Here is a 320-nt window from a genome sequence, read left to right on the forward strand (position 1 = left end):
GAGTTCGGGGCGATCTCGACAAGGTCGAGGCCGGCATCCTCGGCGAGCTTCAGCGCATCGAAGAACGAGACCACGCCACGGTTGGCGCCGGTATCGTCGATGAGCTGGACTTCGCGAACTCCGCGGACTGTCTCTTATACACATCTCCGAGCCCACGAGACTCTAGGCGCGATCGCGTATGCCGTCTTCTGCGTGGAAAAGGGGGGGGGGGGGGGGGGGGGGGGGGGGGGGGGGGGGGGGGGGGGGGGGGGGGGGGGGGGGGGGGGGGGGGGGGGGGGGGGGGGGGGGGGGGGGGGGGGGGGGGGGGGGGGGGGGGGGGG

The 320-nt window shown here is 75.6% G+C and carries 1 pseudogene; it reads right to left on the reverse strand.

The annotated features are described in order from the left end of the window. A pseudogene (locus JHD80_RS27455) lies at positions 1–101 on the reverse strand (translation initiation factor IF-3); the annotation flags it as partial. Positions 102–320 lie beyond the last annotated feature (219 nt).

It is taken from the genome of Allobosea sp. ASV33, assembly GCF_016428755.1.
Lineage (GTDB): Bacteria > Pseudomonadota > Alphaproteobacteria > Rhizobiales > Beijerinckiaceae > Allobosea.